General features: G+C 63.5%; 5 protein-coding genes and 1 pseudogene. 1 reads left to right on the forward strand and 5 read right to left on the reverse strand.

Annotated features, from left to right (window positions below; all coding sequences use genetic code 11):
• From EN914_RS29855 to EN914_RS29875, 5 genes are all read right to left on the reverse strand, one after another.
• A partial coding sequence (locus tag EN914_RS29855; protein WP_206527272.1) for an AbrB family transcriptional regulator occupies positions 1-411 on the reverse strand: 411 nt, incomplete at its 3' end.
• Positions 412-502: 91 nt separating this feature from the next.
• A complete protein-coding gene (locus EN914_RS29860) occupies positions 503-748 on the reverse strand; it encodes a type II toxin-antitoxin system Phd/YefM family antitoxin (protein WP_024504519.1) in 246 nt (81 codons plus the stop codon).
• A gap of 28 nt (positions 749-776) precedes the next feature.
• Positions 777-1,085 (reverse strand): putative quinol monooxygenase, encoded by a 309-nt coding sequence (locus EN914_RS29865; protein WP_024504520.1) that lies wholly within the window; start codon positions 1,083-1,085, stop codon positions 777-779.
• Positions 1,086-1,148: 63 nt separating this feature from the next.
• A complete protein-coding gene (locus EN914_RS29870; protein WP_024504521.1) occupies positions 1,149-1,928 on the reverse strand; it encodes an SDR family NAD(P)-dependent oxidoreductase in 780 nt (259 codons plus the stop codon).
• A gap of 125 nt (positions 1,929-2,053) precedes the next feature.
• Positions 2,054-2,491: a DsrE family protein gene (locus EN914_RS29875; protein ID WP_013529935.1), complete on the reverse strand. Its 438-nt coding sequence runs from the start codon at positions 2,489-2,491 to the stop codon at positions 2,054-2,056.
• A 102-nt stretch (positions 2,492-2,593) separates the two neighbouring features.
• Here EN914_RS29875 and EN914_RS29880 point away from each other — a divergent pair.
• Positions 2,594-3,078: pseudogene (locus tag EN914_RS29880) on the forward strand (hypothetical protein); the annotation flags it as partial.

A 3,078-nucleotide genomic window follows, 5' to 3' on the forward strand; every position in this document is an offset into this window, starting at 1 on the left:
GCCCCAGACGGCGGTGGTGCCGGGCAGGATGCGCCAGCGGCTGATCAGCCAGCCGAGCAGGCTGGAGGCTGTGACGGTCGCCACCACGACGCCAAGAAACAGCGGCCATTCCTTGTAGAAGACCGGAAAGATGTCGGCCGAGATCGACGCCGCGACGAGGCAGCCGACGATCGCCTGGGCGGCGCCGAACAGAAGACGCGGCACGCGCACCGTGGCGCCATTGGTGCCGGCGACGATGGCGGCCAGCATCGGCCCGATCAGCAGCGCCGCCGGCAGGGCGGCGAGTTCCAGCGCGCCGGCAAACAGCAAGGAAACAACCAGCAGGGCAAGCCACTGCCAGAGCTTGCGCATCCGCGCCATGCGCTCGAGTGTGGGCAGGTCCGGGGAGGGCTGCTCGGCCGAGGAATCCATGTTTCGCTCTTAGACCCGCAGGGCGAAAAATGCGAACCGCGATTCACAGAAAAATGATTGTCTCACCCGCCCAGGTGTCGAGTAACAGGTCTCACAAGCCGGCGTTGAACCGTTGCTCGATCTCATTGCGACCCATGCGGTCGAAATCGTCGGGGACGGAAAACTGGCCGGCCATAAAACCGACCCGTCGCGCCTGCAGCGCCGGCTGTTCGATCGGCACGATTCTGGCCAACGGCTTGCCGGCTTTGGCAATAACAAACGACTCGCCTTGGGCTGCACGTCTCACAAGGCGCGACAGATGAGCTTTCGCATCGCGAATGTTTACTGTCTGCGTCAAAGATTGCTCCTCAAAATTGGCATCGAACTCACCCCGTCTTGCTGTCGGCTAGGCCGAAGCCGCCGACGGGGTGGGTCTCGACTTGGAATTCAAAGCCGGCGATGAACGGCCGCGCCTTGGCGATCGCCGCCTGGACTTCGGGAAGCTGCAGCGAGGCCTTGTGGCTTTCGGCGTCGGTCCACACTTCGGTGACCCAGATCGCGTCGGCATCGGCGGGGTCGCGGGCAATGATATAGCTCAGGCAGCCCGGCAGGGCGCCGGTGCTGGCGCGCAGGAGATCCATGACCGCGTCGCGGTGGCCGCGCGACGCCCGCATCTTGCCGATCAGTCCGTACATTCCGTTGTCTCCCTTTGAAGTTTTCGACAAGAGCGTGCAGATCGCCAGTATGCCGATAGCCGTTCAAGGCATCAACTGGCCGCCATTCACCTCGATCACCTGGCCGGTGATGTAGCCGCTGAGAAGGTCGGAAGAGAGGAACAGATAGGCGCCGACGCAATCCTGCGCCGTGCCGGCGCGTCCCTGCGGAATGGTGGCGACCATGCCCTTGATCTGCTCGTCGGTCGAATAGCGCTCGTGGAACGGGGTGAGAATGGTGCCGGGCGCCACCGCGTTGACGCGGATGCCGAAGCCGATCAGCTCCTTTGCCATGCCGCGCGTCACATTGGAGACGAAAGCCTTGGCCGAGCCGTAAAGCCCGGCGCCGCCGCCCGCACCATTGCGGGCGGCGATCGAGGAGGTGTTGACGATGAAGCCGCCCTGTTTCTTCAGCCACGGGATCGCCTTGCGCGAAGCAGTCAGCACCGAACGGGCGTTGAGGTCCATCACCGCATCGTAATGCGCCTCGGTCTGCTCGGCATAGGGGATGCGGCCGAGCATGCCGCCGGCATTGTTGACCAGCCCGTCGAGGCGGCCGAAATATTGCGCACTGTCCTCGACGACGCGCTCGACATCGGCGGCAACGGAGAAATCGCCCTGGACGAGAAACACCTCGCCGCCCTTGTCGGCAATCGTCAGGCCGAGCTTCTCGGCGGCGTCGCGGCTCGAGTTATAATGCAGCGCCACCTTGCATTTCTGCGCTGCATAGGCCAGCGCGAGCGCCGCCCCGATGCCGGTCGATGCACCGGTAACCAGCACTGCCTTGCCGGCAAGATCGGGTATGCTGAGTGTGGTGGTTGGCACGGTTCTTCCTCCGGGATGTCTGCCTGCCCTTCGTAGGCCCTTGCCACCCCGGTGTTCAAGCCTTGGAGCAATTCAAGGAAAAGTGTGAGCGCTTTCCCCGGGGGATTTGCGTCAAACAAACCGCTCTACGGACGCAGATAGGCGTAACCCTGGCCTTGCAGTTCGGCGAGTTTGACGACGCCGCCCTTGTCGGCTGCATGAAATCCGGCGAGCAGGTCGGGGAGTGTGATGTCCATGCCGTGCATGGTGTTGGCGCAGGCGTGGGGTTCCAGTCCCTGCTGCACCAGGCCGGCGAAGCGCCCGGAAATCGCGGCCGATATGCCTTTCGACTTGAAGGCCGCGAGCGCGGGACCATGCACGACCAGCACGATATCGACCTTGCCGCCGGTGCCTTCATAATGGTTCTTGATGTTGCCGAGCACGAAATTGACCTTGTCGGTGTCGCTCAAGTGGTAGGCGACTTTTTGCCTTGTGGGCTCGGTGGCGGCTGCCTGTGCTGCCCGCAGACCGAGAAGCGTTCCGGTTCCGGCAAGAACCGTGCGGAACATATCGCGCCGGCGCATGGCATCCTCCTCCGCTTGGCGGCTGACCGCGAATTGCGTGACTCCAGCCGCAATACTAGCATAAATTGCCGTTGCGTCCTTTCGATGCGGAGGAGAGGTCACATGGCGTTGAAGGAATGGGCGTTTGGGTTGGGGGAATGGAAGACGGTTGCCGGCGCCGGGTTTTGCGCCGTGCTGCTCGGCGCGCTTGCCGGATCGGCCTCCGCCGACGATGCGCTGAAGCTTACCGAACTCAGTCCGAACGGCGCTGATGCCTGTTTCGGCCGCGTCTATGATGCGGCGCATCTCAAGGCGCACCCGAAGCAGAAGGTGGCGCGGATCTTCTTCTACTACGGCCATGATCCGGTCAGCCGGCCGAACGAGGAGCCGACCGGGAATTCCGACACGTCCTACAATGCCTTCATCGCCACCACCGTGCGCGGCGCCAAGTCGCCTGAATGGGCCGGCGGCTGGTGCAATCATGCTTCCGAGGACGGCAAGACGGGCCCGGTCCATTGCGGCATGGAATGCGACCGGACGCTTGCGTCGCTGAAGGTCGATGACAAGGGTCGGCTGTTCCTCTCGGATCTGCAGCCCGACATCTATCT

It is taken from the genome of Mesorhizobium sp. M7A.F.Ca.CA.001.08.2.1 (assembly GCF_003998455.1).
Classification (GTDB): domain Bacteria; phylum Pseudomonadota; class Alphaproteobacteria; order Rhizobiales; family Rhizobiaceae; genus Mesorhizobium; species Mesorhizobium ciceri.